Here is a 19,793-nt window from a genome sequence, read left to right as displayed (position 1 = left end):
GCTTGCGACCTCAGCCGGGACGGCGCGGGCCCGGAGGATCCCGCCGTCACTGCTGGCAGCGGCTCAGCTCGGCTGTCGTGGCACCGGGCCGCGGTGTCGCCCGCGAGGGTGACGGTCAAGCAATGTTGCCCACCTCGGCGGCGATGGTGGTGTCGTCGCCGTGCCCGGTACGCACCACCGTGTCGCCGTGCAACGACAGCAGCCGGCCCCGGATGGAGCTGAGGATGGTCGGCTTGTCGCTGAACGAGCGGCCGGTGGCGCCCGGGCCCCCGCAGAACAGGGTGTCGCCGGTGAACACGGTGTTCAGGTCGGGGGCGTGTAGGCAGGTGCTGCCCGGCGAGTGGCCGGGGGTGTGCAGCGCCTGCAGCGTCGTGCCGGCCACCGCGAACCGGGTGCCGTCGGCGATCTCGGCGTCCGGAACCGCGGACGGGTGGACCTCGCCGTAGACCATGTCCCACAGCATCCGGTCGGCCGGGTGGAACCAGATCGGCGCGTCCACGGCCTCGCGCAGGGCGACCGCGGCGGTGATGTGGTCGTTGTGCCCGTGGGTCAGCACGATCCCGGCGACCTTCCGGCCACCGATCGCCTCGATGATCGGCTCCGCCCGGTGCGGGGCGTCGACAACCAGGACCTCGTCGTCGTCGCCGACCAGCCAGACGTTGTTGTCGACGTCGAAGTCCTGCCCGTCGAGGCTGAAGACCCCGCTGATGACCGCTTTGTCGATGCGCACGCCCGTCACTTGTCGAACACCACGACCGAGCGCAGCACGTCGCCGTGGTGCATCTTCTCGAAGGCCGACTCGACGTCGTCGATGCCGATGGTCTCGGAGACGAAGGCGTCGAGGTCGAAGCGGCCCTGCAGGTACAGGTCGATGAGCATCGGGAAGTCGCGGCTGGGCAGGCAGTCGCCGTACCAGGAGGACTTCAGCGCCCCGCCGTGCCCGAAGACGTCGATCAGCGGCAGCTCGATCTTCATGGCCGGGTTGGGAACCCCGACGAGGACGACGGTGCCGGCCAGGTCACGGGCCTTGAAGGCCTGCTCGTAGACGGCCGGGTGGCCCACGGCGTCGATCGCCACGTCCACGCCGAACCCGCCGGTGAGGTCCTTGATCGCCCGGACCGGGTCGGTCTCCTTGGAGTTGACCGTGTGGGTGGCGCCCATGCCCCTGGCCCACTCGAGCTTCTTGTCGTCGATGTCGACGGCGATGATCGTGCCCGCGCCGGCCAGCCGGGAGCCGGCGATCGCGGCGTCACCGACACCACCGCAGCCGAAGACGGCGACCGAGTCGCCGCGTCCCACCCCACCGGTGTTGATGGCGGCGCCGACACCGGCCATCACGCCGCAGCCGAGGAGCCCGGCCGCGGTGGGCTTGGCGGCCGGGTCGACCTTGGTGCACTGGCCGGAGTGGACCAGGGTCTTCTCGGCGAAGGCGCCGATGCCCAGCGCCGGGGAGAGTTCCGTGCCGTCGGCCAGGGTCATCTTCTGGGTGGCGTTGTGGGTGTTGAAGCAGTACCAGGGCTTGCCCTTGGCGCACGCGCGGCACTCGCCGCAGACGGCCCGCCAGTTCAGGATCACGTAGTCGCCCACGGCGACGTTGGTGACGCCCTCGCCCACGGCCGAGACGAGCCCGGCGGCCTCGTGGCCGAGGAGGAAGGGGTACTCGTCGTTGATCCCGCCCTCCCGGTAGTGCAGGTCGGTGTGGCAGACCCCGCAGGCCTGCACGTCCACGACCGCCTCGCCCGGACCGGGGTCCGGAACGATGATCGTCTCGACGGAGACCGGGGAACCCTTGCTGCGGGCGACGACGCCCTTCACCTCGTATGGCATGCCGTGAGCTTAGGGAGCCGTCGGCGCCGTGGTCCGGGGGCCTTGCACGGCACGGAAGCCCACCCCGAGATGCGCCGCGCAGACAACGATCCGATCTCGTCCTCCCCCGGAATGCGGCCCCAGGGGCACCATCCGCCCCAGGTGGACGTACCGTCCCACCCGTTCGTGCCCTGTGAGACAGGCATGCCCTGGCTGTGTCCGCTCGGCGCCGTCGTTCCCGTTCCCGGAGGTCATTCCGTGGCAGTACCCAGCTTCCTGGCTCGCGAGCGCATCGTCGCTCGACCGGGCTTCAACCGGTGGCTCATCCCGCCGGCAGCCCTGGCCGTGCACCTGTGCATCGGCCAGGCCTACGCCACCAGCGTCTACAAGACCGCTCTGGTCCAGCACTTCGACAGCAGCCTCACCGCGATCGGCATCATCTTCTCCCTCGCCATCGTGATGCTCGGCCTGTCGGCCGCCGCGTTCGGCACCTGGGTCGACCGCAACGGCCCGCGCGCCGCGATGTTCACCGCCGCCGTCCTGTGGTCGGCCGGCTTCCTCGTCGGGGCGCTGGGCATCAGCACCAACCAGCTGTGGCTGGTGTACCTCGGCTACGGCGTCCTCGGTGGCATCGGGCTGGGCATCGGCTACATCTCCCCGGTCTCCACGCTGATCAAGTGGTTCCCCGACCGCCCCGGCCTGGCCACCGGCATGGCGATCATGGGCTTCGGCGGTGGCGCGCTGATCGCCTCCCCGATCTCCCGCCAGCTGATGAACTTCTACGACGAGGGCTACGACGGCACGGCCGGCACCGTCCCCGCCGGCAGCGCCGTCGCCCTGCTGTTCGTGACCCTCGGCCTGGTCTACCTGGCCTTCATGCTCTTCGGCGCCCTCATCGTCCGGGTGCCGGCTCCCGACTGGCGCCCGCACGGCTTCGACCCGGCGACGGTCAAGCAGAAGTCGCTGGTCACCACCGAGAACGTCTCGGCCGGCAACGCGATCAGGACCCCGCAGTTCTGGCTGCTCTGGGTCGCCCTGTTCTGCAACGTGACCGCCGGCATCGGGATCCTCGAGCAGGCCGCCCCGATGATCCAGGACTTCTTCCGTGACGGTTCGACCTCCGCGGTCACCGCGGCCGCGGCAGCCGGCTTCGTCGGCGTGCTCTCGCTGTTCAACATGGGCGGGCGTTTCGCCTGGTCGACCACGTCGGACTACATCGGCCGCAAGCCGATGTACATGATCTACCTGGGCGTCGGCCTGGTGCTCTATGTGCTGCTGGCCACCGTCGGCAGCTCGGCCACCTGGCTGTTCGTCATCCTGGCCGCACTGATCATCAGCTTCTACGGCGGCGGGTTCTCCACCGCGCCGGCCTACCTGCGCGACCTGTTCGGCACCTTCCAGGTCGGCGCGATCCACGGCCGGCTGCTGACCGCATGGTCCGCGGCGGGCATCGCCGGGCCGCTGATCATCAACGGTGTCCTGGACTCCCGGGGCACCCCGGGTGAGCTCGTCGCCGGCGACTACCGGCCGGCGCTGTTCATCATGGTCGGCCTGCTCGCCGTCGGCTTCGTCGCCAACCTGATGATCAAGCAGGTCGACAGCAAGTGGTTCGAACCCAAGGGCACCGACGTCCCCACCGCCGCCTCGAGCACCGAACGGAGCGCCACCCGATGAGCACCCCCGAGCGTCCTGCCACGCACACCCCGACGGCCCTGATCGCCTTCGCCTGGCTGCTGGTGGGCGTGCCCCTGGCCTACGGCCTGTTCAACACCGTCCGCACCGCCAGCACCCTGTTCGGCGGCTGACCAGCACCACCACAGCGCCCCGGCCGCCCAGCGGCCGGGGCGCTGTCGTATGAGGACGGTCGGTCGGCCGGAGGCCGTGGTCCAGGACGAGTGGGGGCCGGAGGCCTCCGCGAGGAGTGGCCGCAGCGGCTCAGGACTCCGGGGGACGGCTCCTGGCCGCGGTGTCGCCGCGGAGCGGTGACAAGGGAAGCAGTTCCGACAGGTCCGCCCGGTTGCCGCTCGCGCTGACCCGGCCGGCGCCGACGGCCTCGGCCCAGGTCAGCGCCCCGGTCACCAGCCGCAGCCAGGTCGCCGGGTCGGTCTCGACCACGTTGGGCGGCGTGCCGCGGGTGTGCCGCGGCCCCGGCACGCACTGGACGGCGACGAACGGCGGCACCCGCACCTCCACCGAGCGACCGGGCACCTGCTGGGCCAGCCAGCGCGCCGAGGTCTTCACCGCCGCACCCAGCACCGCCCGGGTCGGCCGGTCGGCCTCCCCGGCCAGCCACGCCGCCGTGGGGGCGAGCGCCGCCCGCAGCTCGTCGGCCGGGATCGGCCCGGGCCCGGCCATCACGACCGAGCCATCAGCTGGTCGGGACGGTGCCCGCCGGAACGGTGCCGACCGCGTCGGCCGGCGACCCGAACAGCGCCGGCAGGGTGGCCGACCAGGCGGCCCGCAGCTCGTCCAGGGACAGCTCGAGCTCGCCGGCGGTCAGCGCGGCGCCGCCCGTCGTGCCCAGCTCGGTGACCGGCACGCCGGCCCGCTCGGCGGCGGCGCGCACGGCGCCGGCGTCGGACGTGGTGACGACGGCGCGGGCGACCGACTCGCTGAACAGCGTCGGGAAGGGCTCGCCGGGCAGCGTCAGCGTGGCCCCGACGCCGTACCGCAGCGCCGACTCGGTGAGCGCCTGCGCCAGGCCGCCGTCGGCCAGGTCGTGCGCCGAGCTCACCAGCCCGGCGGCGGAGAGGGCCGCCAACAGCCCGCCGAGGGCCCGCTCGGCGGGCAGGTCGAGCGCCGGCGGGCGCCCGCCGAGGTGGCCGTGCACGACCGACGCCCAGGCGGAGCCGCCGAACTCCGGCCGGGTCTCGCCCAGCAGCAGCACGGTCTCGCCGGCGGCCCGCCAGCCGGTGGGCACCCGGCGCCGGACATCGGCGTGCACGCCCAGCACGCCGATGACCGGGGTCGGGTTGATCGGCACGTCGCCGGTCTGGTTGTAGAGGCTGACGTTGCCGCCGGTGACCGGCAGGCCCAGCTCCCGGCAACCGTCGGCCAGCCCGCGGACGGCCTCGGCGAACTGCCACATCACCTCGGGCTCCTCCGGGGAGCCGAAGTTCAGGCAGTTGGTGACGGCCAGCGGGACCGCGCCGGAGACCGCGACGTTGCGGTAGGCCTCGGCCAGGTTGAGCTGGGCGCCGGTGTAGGGGTCCAGCCGGGCGAAGCGGGCGTTCCCGTCCAGCGCCAGGGCGATGCCGCGGTGGGTGACCTCGTCGATCCGCACCACCCCGGCGTCCTCGGGCCCTGCTTGCACCGTGTTGCCCCGCACGTAGCGGTCGTACTGCTCGGTGACCCACGACTTGTCGGCGCCGTCCGGGCTGCTCACCACGGCCAGCCAGGCGGCGCGCAGCTCGTCGGGCCCCGACGGAGCCGGCAGCCGCGCCGGGTCGTCGGCCTGCAGCGCGTCGAGGTCGGCCGGGCGGCGCATCGGCCGCTCGTAGACCGGCCCCTCGTGGGCGACGGTGCGCGGCGGGACGTCGACGATCCGCTCGCCGTGCCAGTCGACGGTCAGCCGCTCGCCGTCGGTGACCTCACCGATGACGGTGGCCAGCACGTCCCACCGGCGGCAGACCGCGAGGAAGGCGTCGACCTTGGCCGGCTCGACGATCGCGCACATCCGCTCCTGCGACTCGCTCATCAGGATCTCGGCGGGCGTCAGGGTGCTGTCGCGCAGCGGGACGGTGTCGAGGTCGACGTGCATGCCGCCGGTGCCGGCGCTGGCGAGCTCGCTGGTGGCGCAGGACAGCCCGGCGCCGCCGAGGTCCTGGATGCCGGTGACCAGGTCGGCGGCGAAGATCTCCAGGCAGGCCTCGATGAGCAGCTTCTCGGTGAACGGGTCGCCGACCTGCACGGCGGGCCGCTTGGCCGGGCCGCGCTCTCCGTCCGCGGCGTCGTCGAAGGTCTCGCTGGCCAGGACCGACACCCCGCCGATGCCGTCGCCGCCGGTGCGGGCGCCGAACAGGACCGCCTTGTTGCCCACGCCCTCGGCCTTGGCCAGCCGGACGTCCTCGTGCCGCATGACGCCGACGCACAACGCGTTGACCAGCGGGTTGCCCGCGTAGCAGTCGTCGAAGAGCAGCTCCCCGCCGATGTTGGGCAGGCCCAGGCAGTTGCCGTAGCCGCCCACCCCGGCGACGACGCCGGGCAGCACCCGGGCGGTGTCGGGGGCGTCGGCACGGCCGAAACGGAGCGAGTCCATGACGGCGACCGGCCGGGCGCCCATGGTGAGGATGTCGCGGACGATGCCGCCGACGCCGGTGGCCGCCCCCTGGTAGGGCTCGACGTAGCTGGGGTGGTTGTGCGACTCGACCTTGAAGGTGACGGCGTAGCCGTCGCCGACGTCGACCACGCCGGCGTTCTCGCCGATACCGACGAGCAGCGCGTCGCTGGGCGGCAGGTCGCCGAACCGGCGCAGGTGCACCTTGGAGGACTTGTAGGAGCAGTGCTCGCTCCACATGACCGAGTACATGGCCAGCTCGGCGGTGGTGGGCCGGCGGCCGAGGATGCCGCGGATCCGGTCGTACTCGTCCGCGCGCAGGCCGAGCTCGGCGTAGGGCTGCTCGTCGTCCGGCGTGCTCGCCGCCAGATCGACGGTGTCGAGCCGGTTCGCCAGCCGGCCGGGGCCGGTGTCGAGGTCGGACAGGCCCTCGGTGGCGCTCACGAGGTCACCATCGCCGACAGCACCGAGGTGAAGAAACCCAGGCCGTCGGTGGACGGGCCGGTGAGCGCCTCGACCGCGTGCTCGGGGTGCGGCATCAGGCCGACGACCCGGCCGTCGGCGCTGGTCACCCCGGCGATGTCGCGGGAGCTGCCGTTGGGGTTGCCGCCGGTGTAGCGGACGACCACGCGGCCCTCGCCCTCGATCCGGTCCAGGTCGGCGGGTGCGGCGACGTAGCGGCCCTCGCCGTTCTTCACCGGGACGACGATCGTCTGCCCGGTCGTGTACGCCGACGTCCAGGCGGTGTCGGCGCGCTCGACCAGCAGGCCCTGGTCGCGGTTGCGGAAGTGCAGGTGGCTGTTGCGGGTGAGCGCGCCGGGGAGCAGGCCGGCCTCGCAGAGCACTTGGAAGCCGTTGCAGATGCCCAGCACGGGCAGGCCCCCGCCGGCCGCGGCCACGACGTCGCGCATCAGCGGCGACCGCGCGGCGATGGCGCCGGCGCGCAGGTAGTCGCCGTAGGAGAAGCCGCCGGGCAGGACGACGGCGTCGACGTCCTTCAGGTCGTGGTCGCCGTGCCACAGCGGAACCGGCTCGCCGCCGGCGAGACGGATCGCCCGCGCGGCGTCGACGTCGTCCAGCGAGCCCGGGAAGGTGAGAACACCGATGCGCACAGCACTGTCCTTCAAGGGGTAGGGCCGTCAGTCGGTCGAGAGGTGCAGTTCGACGTCCTCGATGACCGGGTTGGCCAGCAGTGTCTCGGCGATCTGCCGGAGTTCGGCCTCGTCGGGGTCGCCGTCGACCTCCAGCACGAAGTGCTTGCCCTGGCGGACGCTGCGCACCCCGCTGTGGCCCAGCCGGCCCAGGGCGCCCAGCACCGCCTGCCCCTGGGGGTCGGAGATCTCTGGCTTCAGCACGACGTCGACGACCACCCGGGACACGCTGGGAAGGGTACCGGCAGGCCGACAGCCGCTGCGGACGGTCGAGCCGGCCGGCGACGACCCGGCCAGGCGGTCCGGACCCCCGCGGGGCCGAACGCCACCACCCGACGGTCACCCGACAGGGCCAGCGGACTTCCGCCGTTACGTCACAGCTCGCTCACGCTCAGTTAAACTTTGTGCGTTCACCGCCGGGCCACGGGACCGGCGACCGCACCACATGGGAGCAGGCATGGTCGCCGGGCGGCCCAACATCGACTACCCCGACGCCGACACGGCGCTGAGCGTCGTCCCCTTCGGGCAGGACGACGCCCTCACCAGCCGCGTGCGGCACATCGGTGCCAAGAACATGCACGTGACCTCGCCGCGCAACGGCGTGGGCGTGGCGGTGGCCCTCCGCCCGGGTGACCTGATGGAGCTGTCCTGGCAGGCGGACGACGGCTTCCGGTCCGTCGACGCCCAGCTGGTCGACGTCGGCGCCGACGGGCTGCTCCAGCTGCGCATCAAGGGCGAGGCGACCCGCACCCAGCGCCGCGAGGCCGTGCGGGCGCCCCTCGGCCTGCCCGTCCGCGTCGTCTACGGCCGGACCGAGCTCGTCGGCAGCACCGTGGACCTCAGCGAGGGCGGCCTGCGCTGCGTCTTCCGGCCGCACGGCGACCTCGGGACCAACATCCCCTTCCCCAAGGCGGGACACCCGATCGGGCTGGTCCTCGACCTCTACTCCGACCAGCTGGACACCCAGGTCGAGTTCGTCCGGCGCCGGCGGCGGGAGGACCAGCTGCACGAGTGGTCGCTCAAGTTCCTCCAGCTCCCCGAGCCGGCCAAGGACCTCATCCGCTCGCACGTGTTCACCGCCCTGCGCAACGCCCGGGCCAGAGGATTGGTGACGTAGCACATGGCGATGCTCCGCATCGCACCGCGGGCTGTGCACATCGCGATGCTCCGCATCGCACCGCGGCCACGTGCCGTGCCCCTGCTGCGCTGAGCCGTTCCGTGGCCCGACGTCGGGAGGCCTCGGGCCTCCGCGACGCCCGGCCACAGCGGTCCTCCGGACCGCGGGCCCGTTATCCGAACGGTTGGCCGGTCAGCTTCTCGTAGGCGGTGACGTACCGCTCCCTCGTGGCGGCGACGACGTCGGCGGGGAGCTCGGGCGGCGGGGACACCCGATCCCAGCCCGAGCTGGTGAGCCAGTCGCGGACGTACTGCTTGTCGTAGGAGGGCTGCGCCGCGCCCGGTGACCAGGTGACGGCCGGCCAGAACCGGGACGAGTCGGGGGTGAGCACCTCGTCGCCGAGCACCAGCCCGGCACCGTCGGCAGCCGTGCCGAACTCGAACTTCGTGTCGGCCAGAACGATGCCCGCCGCCGCCGCGATCTCCACCGCCCGCCGGTAGAGCGCCAGCGTGAGCTCGCGCAACGCCGCCGCCTGCTCGCTCCCTACGGCGTCGCCGACCTGCGCGAAGGTGATCGCCTCGTCGTGCTCCCCCACCTCGGCCTTGGTGGACGGGGTGAACACCGGCTCCGGCAGCCGCGAGCCCTCGACCAGACCGGCCGGCAGGACGACGTCCCGGATCGCGCCGGTGCGCTGGTACTCCACCGTCCCCGACCCCGACAGGTAGCCGCGGGCCACGCACTCCACCGGCAGCATCTGCAGCCGGCGCACCAGCATCGCCCGGCCGGCCACCGCCGCCGGGACGTCGTCCGCGCCGACTAGGTGGTGGGTCGCGCCGTGCGCCTCCAGCACCGGGGCCAGCTGCCCGAACCACCACACCGACAGCGCGGTGAGCACCCGGCCCTTGTCCGGGATCGGGGTGGGCAGCACCACGTCGAAGGCCGAGATCCGGTCGCTGGCGACCAGCAGCAGCCGGTCGTCGTCGACCGCGTAGACCTCGCGCACCTTGCCCCGCGCGACCAGCGGCAGGTCCAGCGCCGGCCTCCGTCCGCTCATGACAGCGCGGCCAGCCGCTCGAACAGCGGGTCCAGGTTGGCCACGTAGCGCTCGGGCCGGCAGATCTCGTCCAGCCGGGCCTCGTCGAGGGTCACGTCGTCCTCGGCCGCCCGGGCGCGCAGCGTCTCGCGGAACGGCCTGCCGCCCTGCCAGGTCTGCATCGCCGCCGCCTGGACCAGGGCGTACGCCTGCTCGCGGCCCATCCCCGCCTCGACCAGCTCCAGCAGTACCGAGGACGTGTAGATCAGCCCGCCGGTGGAGTCGAGGTTGGCCCGCATCCGCTCGGCGTCGACGACCAGGTTCTCCACCAGGCCCGCGGTCAGGTTCAGCAGGTAGTCGGTGGTGATCGCGGCGTCGGGCAGGAACACCCGCTCGGTGGAGGAGTGCGAGATGTCCCGCTCGTGCCACAGCGGGATGCCCTCCATCACCGGCACGATCGCCGCCCGCACGACGCGGGCCAGCCCGGCGATCCGCTCCGACCGGATCGGGTTCTTCTTGTGCGGCATGGCGCTGGAGCCCTTCTGCCCCGCGCCGAACGCCTCGGACAGCTCCCGCACCTCGGTGCGCTGCCCGTGCCGGACCTCCAGCGCGATCGCCTCGCAGACGGTGGCGATGATCGCCAGCGCGGAGACCCACTCGCTGATCCCGTCGCGCAGCACGACCTGGGTCGAGGCGTCGGCGGCCCGCAGGTCGAGGGCCTGCGCGACCTGCTGCTCGACGGCGGGGTCGATCAGCGAGTACGTGCCGACCGCACCGGAGATGGCGACGACGCCCACCGCGGCCCGGGCGGCGCGCAGCCGATCCCGGGACCGGGCCATCGCGAACGCCAGGTCGGCCACCCGGTGGCCCCACACGTCGGGCTCGGCGTGCACACCGTGGGTGCGCCCCACCTTCAGCGTGTGCCGGTGGGCCAGCCCGTGGTCGCGCAGCGCCGCGACCAGCCGGTCGGCCTTGGCCAGCAGCACGTCGGTGGCGTCGGTGAGCTGGACGGCCAGCGCGGTGTCCAGCAGATCCGAGGACGTCATGCCGTGGTGCACGTAGGCCGCCGCCGAGCGGGGCTCGGTGTTGTCGGCCCAGGCGGTCAGGAAGGCGATGACGTCGTGCTGCGTCGTCTCCTCGATCTCGGCCACCCGCTCCGGGGTCGGTGGCGGCGCGGCGCGCACCGGCGCGACGACATCGGCCGGGACCCGCCCGGCAGCCGCATGCGCCTCGAGGACGAGGGTCTCCACGCGACACCACAACGCGTACTTGTGCGCCTCGCTCCAGACCCGGCCCATGTCGGGGAGGGTGTAGCGGTCGATCATGCGGGTACCGCCTGGGACTGGTCAGCTCGGAGCGCCACGGGACCATCCTCCCGCACCGGCCGCGCGCGGCTCGACCAGCCCCGAGCGCCCCGTCGTCCCGGCCGGCCACACCACCGCCACCGACGCACTGGAGGACCCGATGCCCGCTCGGGCGTCCCACCTGATCGCCCGGGCCCGCGAGCGCATCCGGGCCGCCGAACGGGACCCGCACGCCTGGCCGGACACCCGGGTGGTGCTGGTCATGGACGACGACCGGCACGGCCATCTGGAGCCCGACGACGGCAGCCACGACGGCGACGGCAGCCTGCCGGCCCCCGACGACTCCCAGGTGGGCGAGGACCCGGTGCCCCCCGGACTGCGGGTGGCCGCCGCCTGGTCGTGGCGGGCGCTCGTCGTGGGCGCCGCCCTCTACGCGCTGCTGATCCTGGTCGGCTACGTCGCGGTCGTCGTCGTCCCGGTGATCGTCGCGCTGCTGCTGGCCGCGCTGCTGCAGCCCGGCGCGGCGCTGATGGTGCGCCAGGGCTGGCCGCGCGCGGTGGCCGCGACCACCATGCTCGTTGTCGGGGTGGGCGCCGTCGCCGGGATCATCACCCTCGTCGTCGAGCGGTTCACCGCCGGTTACGCAGACCTCGCCGACCAGGTGGGGCAGGGCATCGAGCAGGTCCAGGACTTCGTCACCGCGAACTTCCCGGTCTCCCAGGCCCAGATCGACGCCGCCCTGGAGACCGCCCAGCAGTCCGTCCTCGACAACCGCGACACCCTCACCGCCGGCGCCCTCACCACCGCGGCCACCGTGGGGGAGGTCGTCACCGGGATCGTGCTCGCGCTGTTCACGCTGTTCTTCTTCCTCAAGGACGGCCGGCCCATCTGGCTGTGGTTCGTCGGCCTCGCCCCGCGGGCCTCCCGTGCCCACCTGGACGAGGCTGCGCGGCGGGCCTGGCGGACGCTGGTCGCCTACGTCCGGGCGACCGCACTGGTCGCCCTGGTCGACGCCGTGGTGATCGGCATCGCCCTGTCGGTCATCGGCGTGCCGCTGGCCATCCCGCTGGCCGCGCTGGTGTTCCTCGGGGCGTTCATCCCGATCATCGGCTCGTTCCTCGCCGGGACGGCGGCGGTCCTCGTGGCACTGGTGTCCAACGGGCCGATCGCCGCCCTGGTCGTCCTGGCGGTCACCGTCGGCGTCATGCAGCTGGAGGGGCACGTGCTGCAGCCGCTGCTGCTCGGCCGCGCCGTCCGGGTGCACCCGCTGGCCGTGGTGCTGTCCATCGCCGCCGGTCTGCTGGTCGCCGGCATCTTCGGGGCCCTGATCGCCGTGCCGCTCGTCGCCTGCCTCAACGTCGCCGGCACCTACCTGGCGCGGCGGCACGAGGGCCCGCGGCCGCCCGAGCCGGAGACCGGCCGGGCCGCGGCGCCCGTCGTCGTCGAGTAAAGAAGGACCACCTCCTCCCCACCACTCGCAGGCTCGCGGCGGGCCCCTGGAGGCGGCCGTCAGGGCGGTGAGATCCGGCCCTCGACGGCGGCCAGTGCGATGTCGGTGCGCCAGTGCGCGTCGGCCAGCCGCACGCCCGCGACCCGCTCGTAGGCCGCCTGCCGGGCCGCGGCCAGGTCGTCCCCGACGGCGGTGACGGCGAGCACCCGCCCACCGCTGGACCGGACCACCCCGTCCGGGCCGGCGGTGGTGCCGGCGTGCAGCACGCCCGCGCCCTCCGCGCCGGTGACCGGATCACCGGTGCGCGGCCGCTCCGGGTACCCGGAGGCGGCGACGACGACCGTCACCGCGGCGCCGTCCCGCCAGCGCAGCGGCGGCTGGTCGGCGAGGGTCCCGGTGGCGGCGGCGTGCAGCAACCCGGCCAGCGGCGTCTCCAGCAGGGGCAGCACGACCTCGGTCTCCGGGTCACCGAACCGGGCGTTGAACTCCACCACCCGAACGCCGCGGGAGGTCAGCGCGAGCCCGGCGTAGAGCAGCCCGGCGAACGGCTCGCCGCGGCGCGCCATCTCGGTCACGGTGGGCTGCAGGACGGTGGCCAGCACCTCCTCGACCAGCCCGGGCGGCGCCCAGGGCAGCGGCGCGTAGGCGCCCATGCCGCCGGTGTTGGGGCCACCGTCGCCGTCGTCCCGGCGCTTGGCGTCCTGGGCGGGCAACAGCGGCACGACCGTCGTCCCGTCCGAGAGGGCGAACAGCGACACCTCCGGGCCGTCGAGGTACTCCTCGACCAGCACCGCATGGCCGGCGCCGAGCACCGCCTGGCCGTGCGCGACGGCCGCGGCCCGGTCCTGGGTGACCAGCACGCCCTTCCCGGCGGCGAGCCCGTCGTCCTTGACCACGTAGGGCGCGCCGGCGCTCACCTGGTGCGCCTCGTCCAGCGCGGTCTCCAGCTCGGCGGGCCCACCGACCGGCCACGCCTGGGCGGTGGGCACCTCGGCGGCGGTCATCACGTGCTTGGCGAAGGCCTTGGAACCCTCCAGCTGCGCGGCCTGCTCCGACGGGCCAAAGCAGGCGATGCCGGCGTCCCGGACCGCGTCGGCCGCACCGGCCACCAGCGGCACCTCGGGGCCGACGACGACGAGGTCGGCCGCCCAGTCCACCGCCAGCGCCGCCACCGCCACCGGGTCGGCGACGTCGACCGGCCGGGCCTCGGCCAGCCGGACCGTGCCGGCGTTGCCGGGCGCACAGGCCAGCGCGGTGACCGCGGGGTCGGACGAGAGAGCCACGCACAGGGCGTGCTCCCGGGCACCGGAGCCGATCACGAGCACGCGCACGTCGCTGAACCTACCGTCGAAGGACCCCGTGCTCCCCACCACTCGCAAGCTCGCGGCGGTGCCCCGAGCGGGGCCGGGCACGCAGGCGGGCGTGCTCGAGCGCCCGCGCCCGGGCGTCGGCCCGCAGCTCCTGCCGGTACGCCTCGGCCTGCAGCTTGCGCCAGGCGGTCAGCCGGGCCGGGTCGAGGACGCCGTCGCCGATCGCGGCGGCGTCCAGGCCGGCGCCACCCGGCAGCGCCAGCTCCCGCATCCCCGGGGTGTCCACGAGCAGCGCGGCCACCACCTGGGCCACCGACCCCCGCCCGGCGGCGGTGCGGACGAAGGCCGTCCGCCGGGGCAGCACCGCGACCACCCGCTCCCCCTGCACGGCGACCCAGTCGCCACCGCCGGCTCCCCGGAGCCGGAGTCGTCGTGCAGGGCACCGGACCGGCGGGCCCACCGCTCACCGTCGGCGTCCAGCACGGTCAGCCGGCGCGCCGGCCGGGCGCTGAGAGATCCGTCACAGGGTCGATGGTGACGTGCAGGTGAGGCGGTTGTCCGCTGGTTCGTCGGCGTCCCGTCGGCGCGTGTTCACCCGCCGCACATCCAGACGCGTTCCACTGGTGTCCATGCACGAGACCGGCCTGAAGGCCGTGCCGTCGTCCCATCGGACCCAGCTGCAGGTGGTCATCGGCCACCGCGGCGCCCCGAGCTACCGCCCCGAGCACACCCTCGCCAGCTACGAGCTGGCCATCGACCTGGGCGCGGACCTCATCGAGCCCGACATCGTGCCCACCCGGGACGGCGTCCTGGTCGCCCGGCACGAGAACGAGCTGTCGCTGAGCACCGACGTCGCCGACCACCCCGGATTCGCCGCCCGCCGGCGCACCCAGGAGGTGGACGGCGAGGAGCTGACCGGCTGGTTCACCGAGGACTTCACCCTCGCCGAGCTCCGCACGCTGCGCGCGGTCGAGCGGTTGCCGGCGCTGCGCCCGCTGAACACCGCCTACGACGGCCGCTACGGCATCCTCACCCTCGCCGAGGTGGTCGCCCTGGCCCGCCGCCGGTCGACCCCGGCCCGGCGCATCCGGGTGCAGGCCGAGCTGAAGTACCCCGACTGGTGGGGCGCCCAGGGCATCCCGATGGTGGAGCTGGTCGCGGCGGAGCTGCGGCGGCTCGGTGCCGCCGGCCCCGACGGCCCCGTCGTCCTGCAGAGCTTCGACGCGGCGTCGCTGCGGGCGCTGCGCGCCGACCTCGGCCCGCGCGGCCCCCACCTCGTCCAGCTGGTCCTCGACGAGCCCTGCCACGACGCGATGGTCACCCCGGCCGGGCTGCGGGAGATCTCCACCTACGCCGAGGGGATCGGTCCCGGCAAGGCGCGCATCCTGCTGCGCGGCGAGGACGGCTCCCTCACCGGCGTCTCCGACCTGATCGGCCAGGCCCACCGGGCCGACCTGCGGATCTGCGCCTGGACCCTGCGCCCGGAGAACGCGTTCCTGCCGCGCCACCTCCGGCGCGGCGCCGACCCGGCCGGCCAGGGCGACCTGCAGACCGAGACCCGGCTGCTGTTCGCCCTCGGCATCGACGGCGTGATCACCGACTCCCCGGACACCGCCGCCCGCGCCCGCGCGGAGCTGTCGGCGGTGCACCCTGCGGTCCTCCGGACCGCCTCGCGGCCAGCAGCCGTTCCCCAGCAACGCTGAGCCGCTGCGAGCGGCGACCTCGGCGTCGTCCGGAGGACGACTGTGGGCTGCGGGCGCGGGGCCGGAGGCTCCCGCCCGGAGCGCACGAAGCGGCTCAACGCCCGTCGGGGACGGCCGTTGGCCGCTGTGGGCTGCGGGCGCGGGGCCGGAGGCTCCCGCCCGGAGCGCACGAAGCGGCTCAACGCCCGTCGGGGACGGCCGTTGGCCGCGGTGCGATCCGGAGGATCGCAATGAGCACAGCTCAGATCAGATCGTGGAGAACGACATTCTCGTCGCGTCCGGGGCCGACGCCGATGACGCTGACGCGGGCACCGGCCAGCTCCTCCAGGCGCCGCACGTAGGCCCGGGCGTTGGCCGGCAGATCCTCGAAGCGGCGGCAGCCGGTGATGTCCTCGGACCAGCCCGGCATCTTCTCGTACACCGGGGTGGCGTGGTGGAACTCGGTCTGGGTCATCGGCATCTCGTCGTGCCGCACGCCGTCGACGTCGTAGGCCACGCAGATCGGCACCGTCTCCAGCCCGGAGAGCACGTCGAGCTTGGTGAGGAAGTAGTCGGTGATGCCGTTGACCCGGCTGGCGTACCGGGCGACGACGGCGTCGAACCAGCCGCAGCGCCGGTCGCGCCCGGTGGTGACGCCGACCTCGCCGCCCTGCTTGCGCAGGTACTCGCCCCACTGGTCGTGCAGCTCGGTCGGGAACGGGCCGGAACCCACCCGGGTCGTGTAGGCCTTCAGGATGCCGACGACGCGCTCGATCCGGGTCGGGCCCACGCCGGCGCCGACGGAGGCACCGCCGGCGGTCGGGTTGGACGACGTCACGAACGGATACGTGCCGTGGTCGACGTCCAGCAGCGTGCCCTGGGAACCCTCGAGGAGCACCCACTCACCGGCGTCCAGAGCCCTGCCCAGCAGCAGCCGGGTGTCGACGATGCGGTGCTTGAGCGCCTCGGCGTAACCGGCGTACTCCGCCACGACCTCGTCGACGTCGATCGCCTTGCGGTTGTAGACCTTCACCAGGACCTGGTTCTTCTCCTGCAGCGTGCCCTCGAGCTTCTGCCGCAGGATGGACAGGTCGAGCAGGTCCTGCATGCGGATGCCGACCCGGGCGACCTTGTCGCCGTAGGCCGGGCCGATCCCACGCCCGGTGGTGCCGATCTTCCGCTTGCCGAGGAACCGCTCGGAGACGCGGTCCAGCGCGCGGTGGTGCGGCATGATCAGGTGCGCGTCGGAGCTGATCACCAGCCGCGAGGTGTCCACCCCGCGCTCCTCCAGGCCGGCGAGCTCCCCGATCAGCACCTCCGGGTCGATGACGACGCCGTTGCCGATGACCGGCGTGCAGCCCGGCGTCAGGATCCCGGAGGGGATCAGGTGCAGCGCGTACTTCTCGCCGTCGGGCGTGATCACCGTGTGCCCGGCGTTGTTGCCGCCCTGGTAGCGCACGACGTAGGGCACGCGGCCACCGAGCAGGTCGGTCGCCTTGCCCTTGCCCTCGTCGCCCCACTGGGCACCGATCAGCACGACTGCCGGCATCGCTGGGATCTCCTCGTTCATCGACACCGGTGGTTCCCGGCGGGCCAGATGGCAGGGTATCCGCATGACGGCCCGACGGTTCGACCTCCGCGGCCTCGCCGAGGGTCAGGGGCCCTCGAGACGGCACGTCGCCTCGGTCGTCGACGTCGCCGAGGAGATCGTCGTCCAGGGCCCGGTACCGGCGCTCTCCGCCGTCCTCGCCCGGCTCTGGCGCACCGAGCGGCTGCCGGCGGTGCCGGTCGGCTGGGAGCCCGCGGACGACGCCGCCTCCACCGGGCTGGCCCGGTCACTGGGCATCGGCTCCGGCGGCGAGCGCGCGCTGCCGCTGGTCCGCGACGACCACGGCGGGGTCCTGCTGCACGCCGGGCGGGTGGAGCCCGCCGCGCAGCCCGGCCGGCGGGTGGTCCGGCCGCTGGGCCGGCGGTTCGGGGCGCAGGCCCACCACGACGCCGCCCGCGTGGCCGACGGCATGATCACCCGCATCGACGTCCGCCCGGACTGGGAGCAGGTCGACACCATCGGCGTCGCCGTCCGCACCCAGCCGCTGCGCCGGGCGCGGCGCACCAGCGGCCGGGCCCTGCAGGTGGCCTGCGACCCGGCCCGCGTGCTGCGCGACGGCGTCCCGTTCGACCGCGAGGTGACCCGCTGGACCTGGTACGCCGACGACCGGGTCCGCTGGCGGCTGCGCTCCTGAGGAAGGACCCCGCTGCCCCCTCGCACGCTCGCGGAGGGACCTGCAGCGGGGCCACGTTCCCGGCCCGCATCCTGCACGTGGACACTGGGGGCCCTGCCGTCGACCGAGGAGGTCCTGCTGCCCTCGCCCGACCTCCCGGGTCGGAGCCGCCGGTGAACGCCGGGCTGCCGACGTTCCGGGCTCCCTCCCCGGCCCCGCCTGCGCGCCCGACCGGCCGCCGGCTGCTGGACAGCCTGCTCGCCCGGCCCAGCGCCGCTGCGGTGGTGGGGTTGCTGGTCGCGCTCCTCGTCTTCGGCCTGCGCGCCCCCGGCCTGCTGACCTCCGGGGGCCTGGCCACGGTCCTCGACGTCGCGGCGCTGCTGGGCATCGGGGCGGTGGCGATCGCCATGCTGCTCGTCGGTGGCCAGTTCGACCTGTCGATCGGCGTGGTCGCCGTCTTCAGCAGCCTGGTGACCGCGGTGCTGGTCAGCCAGGTCGGGCTGCCCATCTGGCCGGCGCTGGCGGTCTCGCTGCTCGTCGCCCTCGCGGTGGGCGCGGTCAACGGGTTGCTGGTGGTCGCAACCGGCCTGCCCAGCTTCCTGGTCACCGTGGCCACCTTCCTGGTGCTGGAGGGTGGCGCGCTGGCGCTGGCCTCGGCCGCGGCCGGTTCCTCCCGGGTGAGCGGGCTGGACGGCGCGGCCGGCTGGTCCAGCGCCGAGTGGGTCTTCGACGCCACCGTGCAGATCGGTGACGGACGGTTCCGGATCTCGCTGCTCTGGTGGGTCGTCGCCACGGTCCTCACCACCTGGCAGCTGTGGCGGACCCGGTTCGGCAACGCGGTGTTCGCCACCGGCGGGGCCGGCCAGGCGGCCCGCGAGCTGGGCGTGCCGGTCGCCCGGACGACGGTGCTGCTGTTCCTCGGCACGGCCACCGCGGGGTGGCTGATCGGCACCATCGGCCTGGTCCGGCTGGGCGGGGTGCAGGTCGCCCCCACCCTGGGCACCGAGATCGAGTTCCTGGTGGTCGCCGTCATCGGCGGGTGCCTGCTGACCGGCGGCTACGGCTCGACGCTGGGGGCCTCGCTGGGGGCGCTGCTCTACGCCGTCGCCCGCGAGGGCATCACCCGGGCCGGTGGTGACCTCTACTGGTTCCAGGCCTTCCTCGGGATGCTGCTGCTGGTCGCGCTGCTGGCCAACGGCCTGGTCCGGCGCCGGCTGGGCACGGTGCCACGCTCATGACGACCCCGCTCCCCACCGCCGGCGCGGCCGGCGCGACCCCGCTGCTGGAGCTGCGCGACCTCACGGTCTCCTTCGGCAGCGTGGCGGCGCTGTCGCGGGTGTCCCTGCAGCTGGACGGCGGCCAGGTCTGCTGCGTGCTCGGGGAGAACGGCTCGGGGAAGTCGACGCTGGTCGCCCTGCTGTCCGGGCTGCTGCGGCACGGCGAGGGCGAGCTGCTCGTGGCCGGCCGTCCGGTGCGCTTCCGGTCGCCGGGCCAGGCCCGGGCGCAGGGGATCGCCACGGTCTGGCCGGACCTCGCGATCGCCCCGCTCATGTCGGTGTGGCGGAACTTCTTCCTCGGCGCCGAGCCGACCCGGGGTGTCTGGCCGCTCCGCCGGCTGGACGTCGCCACGGCGCAGCAGGTGACCGTCCGGGCGATGGCGCGGGTCGGCGTGGCCGGTCTGGACCCCGATCAGGCGGCCAGCGGGCTGCAGGCCGGGGAGCGGCAGAGCCTGGCCATCGCCCGCGCGCTGCACTTCGGCGCCCGGGTGCTGGTCATCGACGAGCCGACCACCCCGATGACGCTGTCCCAGCGGGGGCTCGTCCTGCAATCGGTGGTCACAGCACGTGACGAGGGGCTGGCCGTGGTGTTCGTGACCCACAGCCCCCAGTACGCGCACCTGGTGGGCGACCGTTTCCTGCTGCTGGCCCGCGGTCGGGTCGCCGGCAACCTCACCCGGGACGACGTCGATGCCGACGACCTCACCCGGCTGGTCGCCGGGGGTGACGAGCTCTCCCGGCTCACCGCGACGCTGCGCCGCGCCGCCCCCGGGCGGTGAGCCCGTCGTCGTCTGCCCAGGCCGGCCAGACGACGACGGGCGCCGTCAGGTGAAGACGCTCACCCCGCCGGGCCCGACGAGCAGACCGAGGATGATGAGCACGACGCCCCAGAGCACCTGCTTGCGCAGGATGGCGAAGATGCCGGCGATGACGAGCACGACTGCCAGGATCCAGAGCAGGGTCGCCACGGTGATCCCCTTCCACGTGGGGCGCCGCGGTGGCGCCCAGTGGGGCGACGTTAGTCACTCCGGGTCACATCGGCATCTCGGCGATCATCACCACGTCCGCGGCCGCTTGCGGCCTCCGTGCCGACGACGGAGGCCGCAGGCCTCCCTGAGGAGACGCGGGCAACGGCCCCCTGCACCGGGCTACGACGGCCGCCTGC

At 73.9% G+C, this 19,793-nt stretch carries 20 protein-coding genes; 8 read left to right on the top strand and 12 right to left on the bottom strand.

Translation table 11 applies throughout. The annotated features are described in order from the left end of the window. Nucleotides 1-115: 115 nt before the first annotated feature. Both ACYVG5_RS17100 and ACYVG5_RS17095 read right to left on the bottom strand, forming a co-directional pair. Nucleotides 116-730 carry an MBL fold metallo-hydrolase gene (locus ACYVG5_RS17100; protein WP_460683380.1) on the bottom strand — a complete coding sequence of 205 codons (615 nt, stop codon included), beginning with the start codon at nt 728-730 and terminating at the stop codon, nt 116-118. 5 nt (nt 731-735) lie between these two features. Beyond that, the gene (locus ACYVG5_RS17095; protein WP_222048848.1) at nt 736-1,827 is read right to left on the bottom strand and encodes an S-(hydroxymethyl)mycothiol dehydrogenase; all 1,092 of its coding nucleotides are present in this window, start codon (nt 1,825-1,827) and stop codon (nt 736-738) included. A gap of 237 nt (nt 1,828-2,064) precedes the next feature. Between ACYVG5_RS17095 and ACYVG5_RS17090 the strand changes: the two genes are divergently transcribed. Next, nucleotides 2,065-3,480 carry an OFA family MFS transporter gene (locus ACYVG5_RS17090; protein WP_222048847.1) on the top strand — a complete coding sequence of 472 codons (1,416 nt, stop codon included), beginning with the start codon at nt 2,065-2,067 and terminating at the stop codon, nt 3,478-3,480. After that, entirely contained in the window at nt 3,477-3,611 is a 135-nt protein-coding gene (locus ACYVG5_RS17085) for an MFS transporter small subunit (RefSeq protein WP_460683379.1), read from the top strand. Before ACYVG5_RS17090 ends, ACYVG5_RS17085 begins: the two co-directional genes overlap by 4 nt. 130 nt (nt 3,612-3,741) lie before the next feature. Here ACYVG5_RS17085 and ACYVG5_RS17080 read toward each other — a convergent pair whose 3' ends face one another. Genes ACYVG5_RS17080 through purS form a run of 4 tightly spaced genes read right to left on the bottom strand, consistent with a single transcriptional unit; the run spans nt 3,742 to nt 7,461 of the window. Further along, a complete protein-coding gene (locus ACYVG5_RS17080) occupies nt 3,742-4,161 on the bottom strand; it encodes a sterol carrier family protein (protein ID WP_222048893.1) in 420 nt (139 codons plus the stop codon). Nucleotides 4,162-4,174: 13 nt separating this feature from the next. Next, complete coding sequence (purL, locus tag ACYVG5_RS17075) at nt 4,175-6,526, bottom strand: phosphoribosylformylglycinamidine synthase subunit PurL (protein ID WP_222048846.1); 2,352 nt, start codon at nt 6,524-6,526, stop codon at nt 4,175-4,177. Next, complete coding sequence (gene purQ / locus ACYVG5_RS17070) at nt 6,523-7,194, bottom strand: phosphoribosylformylglycinamidine synthase subunit PurQ (protein WP_222048845.1); 672 nt, start codon at nt 7,192-7,194, stop codon at nt 6,523-6,525. The genes purL and purQ overlap by 4 nt, the downstream gene beginning before the upstream one ends. 27 nt (nt 7,195-7,221) lie before the next feature. Further along, on the bottom strand, nt 7,222-7,461 hold the full coding sequence (gene purS / locus ACYVG5_RS17065; RefSeq protein WP_222048844.1) for a phosphoribosylformylglycinamidine synthase subunit PurS: 240 nt from the start codon (nt 7,459-7,461) through the stop codon (nt 7,222-7,224). A gap of 229 nt (nt 7,462-7,690) precedes the next feature. Here purS and ACYVG5_RS17060 point away from each other — a divergent pair, with 229 nt between their 5' ends. Next, nucleotides 7,691-8,350, top strand: a complete 660-nt coding sequence (locus tag ACYVG5_RS17060) for a flagellar brake protein (protein ID WP_460683378.1) — start codon at nt 7,691-7,693, stop codon at nt 8,348-8,350. Nucleotides 8,351-8,522: 172 nt separating this feature from the next. Here ACYVG5_RS17060 and ACYVG5_RS17055 read toward each other — a convergent pair whose 3' ends face one another. Next, on the bottom strand, nt 8,523-9,404 hold the full coding sequence (locus ACYVG5_RS17055) for a phosphoribosylaminoimidazolesuccinocarboxamide synthase (protein ID WP_222048842.1): 882 nt from the start codon (nt 9,402-9,404) through the stop codon (nt 8,523-8,525). Next, complete coding sequence (purB, locus tag ACYVG5_RS17050; protein ID WP_222048841.1) at nt 9,401-10,708, bottom strand: adenylosuccinate lyase; 1,308 nt, start codon at nt 10,706-10,708, stop codon at nt 9,401-9,403. The genes ACYVG5_RS17055 and purB overlap by 4 nt, the downstream gene beginning before the upstream one ends. Before the next feature lie 139 nt (nt 10,709-10,847). On the opposite strand from purB, the gene ACYVG5_RS17045 reads away from it, so the two are divergent. After that, nucleotides 10,848-12,137: an AI-2E family transporter gene (locus ACYVG5_RS17045; protein WP_222048892.1), complete on the top strand. Its 1,290-nt coding sequence runs from the start codon at nt 10,848-10,850 to the stop codon at nt 12,135-12,137. Between the two features lie 59 nt (nt 12,138-12,196). On the opposite strand, the gene purD is transcribed toward ACYVG5_RS17045, so the two are convergent. Both purD and ACYVG5_RS17035 read right to left on the bottom strand, forming a co-directional pair. Continuing rightward, a complete protein-coding gene (gene purD, locus ACYVG5_RS17040; protein ID WP_222048840.1) occupies nt 12,197-13,468 on the bottom strand; it encodes a phosphoribosylamine--glycine ligase in 1,272 nt (423 codons plus the stop codon). Nucleotides 13,469-13,478: 10 nt separating this feature from the next. After that, entirely contained in the window at nt 13,479-13,835 is a 357-nt protein-coding gene (locus ACYVG5_RS17035) for a hypothetical protein (protein ID WP_460683377.1), read from the bottom strand. A 241-nt stretch (nt 13,836-14,076) separates the two neighbouring features. Between ACYVG5_RS17035 and ACYVG5_RS17030 the strand changes: the two genes are divergently transcribed. Next, nucleotides 14,077-15,150, top strand: a complete 1,074-nt coding sequence (locus ACYVG5_RS17030) for a glycerophosphodiester phosphodiesterase family protein (protein ID WP_222048838.1) — start codon at nt 14,077-14,079, stop codon at nt 15,148-15,150. Between the two features lie 241 nt (nt 15,151-15,391). Here the strand turns inward: ACYVG5_RS17030 and ACYVG5_RS17025 are convergent, their stop codons facing one another. Next, nucleotides 15,392-16,678, bottom strand: coding sequence for an adenylosuccinate synthase (locus ACYVG5_RS17025; RefSeq protein ID WP_222048837.1), 1,287 nt, complete (start codon nt 16,676-16,678; stop codon nt 15,392-15,394). 64 nt (nt 16,679-16,742) lie between these two features. Between ACYVG5_RS17025 and ACYVG5_RS17020 the strand changes: the two genes are divergently transcribed. From ACYVG5_RS17020 to ACYVG5_RS17010, 3 genes are all read left to right on the top strand, one after another. Next, nucleotides 16,743-17,372 carry a hypothetical protein gene (locus ACYVG5_RS17020; RefSeq protein ID WP_222048836.1) on the top strand — a complete coding sequence of 210 codons (630 nt, stop codon included), beginning with the start codon at nt 16,743-16,745 and terminating at the stop codon, nt 17,370-17,372. Between the two features lie 152 nt (nt 17,373-17,524). Then, nucleotides 17,525-18,589 carry an ABC transporter permease gene (locus tag ACYVG5_RS17015; protein ID WP_222048835.1) on the top strand — a complete coding sequence of 355 codons (1,065 nt, stop codon included), beginning with the start codon at nt 17,525-17,527 and terminating at the stop codon, nt 18,587-18,589. Beyond that, on the top strand, nt 18,586-19,407 hold the full coding sequence (locus tag ACYVG5_RS17010; RefSeq protein ID WP_222048834.1) for an ATP-binding cassette domain-containing protein: 822 nt from the start codon (nt 18,586-18,588) through the stop codon (nt 19,405-19,407). The genes ACYVG5_RS17015 and ACYVG5_RS17010 overlap by 4 nt, the downstream gene beginning before the upstream one ends. A gap of 45 nt (nt 19,408-19,452) precedes the next feature. Here ACYVG5_RS17010 and ACYVG5_RS17005 read toward each other — a convergent pair whose 3' ends face one another. Next, nucleotides 19,453-19,596, bottom strand: coding sequence for a GPGG-motif small membrane protein (locus ACYVG5_RS17005; RefSeq protein WP_222048833.1), 144 nt, complete (start codon nt 19,594-19,596; stop codon nt 19,453-19,455). Nucleotides 19,597-19,793 lie beyond the last annotated feature (197 nt).

The sequence above is a fragment of the Modestobacter lapidis genome (genome assembly GCF_054780755.1).
Note: the sequence above shows the minus strand (reverse complement) of the source record. Positions and strands in the feature narration are given on the sequence as shown.

Excerpts from the sequence above, each read along its gene's own strand:
- ACYVG5_RS17025 (WP_222048837.1), bottom strand. The coding sequence starts at position 16,678 with ATGCCGGCAGTCGTGCTGATCGGTGCCCAGTGGGGCGACGAGGGCAAG.
- ACYVG5_RS17095 (WP_222048848.1), bottom strand. The coding sequence starts at position 1,827 with ATGCCATACGAGGTGAAGGGCGTCGTCGCCCGCAGCAAGGGTTCCCCG.
- ACYVG5_RS17085 (WP_460683379.1), top strand. The coding sequence starts at position 3,477 with ATGAGCACCCCCGAGCGTCCTGCCACGCACACCCCGACGGCCCTGATC.
- purB (WP_222048841.1), bottom strand. The coding sequence starts at position 10,708 with ATGATCGACCGCTACACCCTCCCCGACATGGGCCGGGTCTGGAGCGAG.
- ACYVG5_RS17030 (WP_222048838.1), top strand. The coding sequence starts at position 14,077 with ATGCACGAGACCGGCCTGAAGGCCGTGCCGTCGTCCCATCGGACCCAG.
- ACYVG5_RS17080 (WP_222048893.1), bottom strand. The coding sequence starts at position 4,161 with ATGGCCGGGCCCGGGCCGATCCCGGCCGACGAGCTGCGGGCGGCGCTC.
- ACYVG5_RS17020 (WP_222048836.1), top strand. The coding sequence starts at position 16,743 with ATGACGGCCCGACGGTTCGACCTCCGCGGCCTCGCCGAGGGTCAGGGG.
- ACYVG5_RS17060 (WP_460683378.1), top strand. The coding sequence starts at position 7,691 with ATGGTCGCCGGGCGGCCCAACATCGACTACCCCGACGCCGACACGGCG.
- ACYVG5_RS17045 (WP_222048892.1), top strand. The coding sequence starts at position 10,848 with ATGCCCGCTCGGGCGTCCCACCTGATCGCCCGGGCCCGCGAGCGCATC.
- ACYVG5_RS17010 (WP_222048834.1), top strand. The coding sequence starts at position 18,586 with ATGACGACCCCGCTCCCCACCGCCGGCGCGGCCGGCGCGACCCCGCTG.
- ACYVG5_RS17055 (WP_222048842.1), bottom strand. The coding sequence starts at position 9,404 with ATGAGCGGACGGAGGCCGGCGCTGGACCTGCCGCTGGTCGCGCGGGGC.